At 67.2% G+C, this 1,860-nt stretch carries 2 protein-coding genes; one reads left to right on the top strand and one right to left on the bottom strand.

Going from position 1 to position 1,860, the window contains the following annotated elements; translation table 11 throughout:
* The coding region (locus Q1W68_RS11240) for an MFS transporter (RefSeq protein WP_300716726.1) at positions 1-722 on the bottom strand (722 nt) is incomplete at its 3' end.
* A 240-nt stretch (positions 723-962) separates the two neighbouring features.
* Here Q1W68_RS11240 and Q1W68_RS11245 point away from each other — a divergent pair.
* The coding region (locus Q1W68_RS11245) for a HAMP domain-containing protein (RefSeq protein ID WP_300716729.1) at positions 963-1,860 on the top strand (898 nt) is incomplete at its 3' end.

The following is a 1,860-nucleotide window of genomic DNA, read 5'->3' on the forward strand; positions in this document are numbered from 1 at the left end:
TCGAACGGAAAACCGCAGACCTGCATGGCCAGCGGCGTGGCCGCCATCAGCAGGTTCATCACGCCGTAGCCCAGGGCCGCGCCGGCGGTGGCGACGATGAACACCGGCTGGCGCATGATCACGCTCAAGGGCCGGCCGGGATCGGCGCTGGCCGCTTTGGGCGGCACGGGCGGAAAACGCACCCAGGCCATCACCGCCATGGACAGCAGCGCCACCACCGCCAGCGACAGGTAGGCGCCCACAAACGGCACATCGAACAGGGTGCGGGTGCGGCTGGCCAGGTTGGGCCCCAGCACCGCGCCCACCAGCCCACCGGCCAGCACCAGCGAGATGGCCTTTTCGCGGAACGCCGGCGCACTGAGTTCGGCCGCGGCGAAGCGGTAGAGCTGGCCGTTGGCGCTGTAGTAGCCGGCGATCACGGTGGCGGCCACGAGCAGCCAGAAGTTGTGGTCCATCACGGCCCAGGCGCACAACAGCGCCGACCCCAGCGCCACCAGCAGCCCGATCTGGAACGAGACCTTGCGCCCGAATGCGCTTTGCGTGCGTGCCACCAGGGGTGTGGACAGCGCGCCGCCCACCACATAGCCCATCACCGGCAACGTCGCCATCCAGCCCAGCGGCGCCAGCGACAGACCCACCAGCCCGTTGATGGCGATGAACACCACGTTGTTGGTGAGAAACAGGCCTTGTGCGGCGGCCAGCAACCAGAGGTTCTTGTTCATAAGCCATCGTTTATACAAGCGCTTCCCAGACCCCGTCGGGACACGCAGCCCGCGGCGGAGCCGCAGCCATCGGAACTGTCATGCATCTGACACAAAAGCTATCAAATACAGAGCAAGCATTTAAGCCGGGTAAATGCGTTCCAGCGAGCTTGAAGCGCGATAACGCTCAAGTCCACCACCGTTTGACCGAAAACTGAAGCAGTGCCCGTCGGGCCCGTCAACTCCGTGTCTGGACTTCCCATGAACTGGCTTTCTCACATTTCGGTACGCGCCAAACTGGCCTTGTTGTTGGGTCTGTGTGCGTTGGGGATCCTGATCGTGGCCGCGAGCGCGTTGTTTGGTCTTCAGCGTGCGGTCAGCGCGGGTCAGCACCTGGTCCAGACGGAGGTGAGCGCCGTGCGCACGCTCGGCGAGGTTCGCGCGGATGTGGGCAACATGCGGCGCTTCGAGAAGGACATGTTCCTCAACCTGGCCGACGAGACTGCGCTGGCGCGGTACCACCAGGCGTGGCGCGACCAGGTGGCCGGCGGCCTGCAGCGCATGACCGAGCTCGAGCCCCTGCTGCGTGCCGACGAACAGGCCGCGCTGAAGCGGATGCGCTCGGGTGTGAGCCGTTACAGCGAGGCGGTGGAAGCGATCCATGTCGGCATCACGCGGGGCGACATCAACGACCCGTGGCGCGCCAACCAGGCCATGGAGCCCGCCAAGGCCGATGTTCGTTCTGCCGACGCCGCGTTCGACGAAATCAGCAAAGCCGTGACCGCCCGGGCCGATGGCATGGTGGTCCTGCTGGCCGACTTGCAGTCTGGAGCGGTGGCGCTCACGGCCACGGTCGCGGCCTCGGTGCTGGGTCTGGCGCTGGCCCTGGGCTATGCCATCGGTGTGCGGATCACGCGGCCGCTGGACGAGGCGGCACTGGCCATGGACCGTGTGGCGGCGGGCGACCTGTCGGTGCACGTGAAGGTGCGGGGCACCGATGAAACCGCCCGCGTGCTCGCCGGTGTGCAGCGCATGCAGGACGCGCTGGCGGCGATGGTGCGTGACATCCGCGGCGGCGTGGTGGCCATGGGTCACGCGAGCGCCGAAATCGCCTCGGGCAACCAGGACCTGAGCGCGCGCACCGAGCAGGCCGCGAGCA

It is taken from the genome of Hydrogenophaga sp., from assembly GCF_030158645.1.
GTDB lineage: Bacteria > Pseudomonadota > Gammaproteobacteria > Burkholderiales > Burkholderiaceae_C > Hydrogenophaga.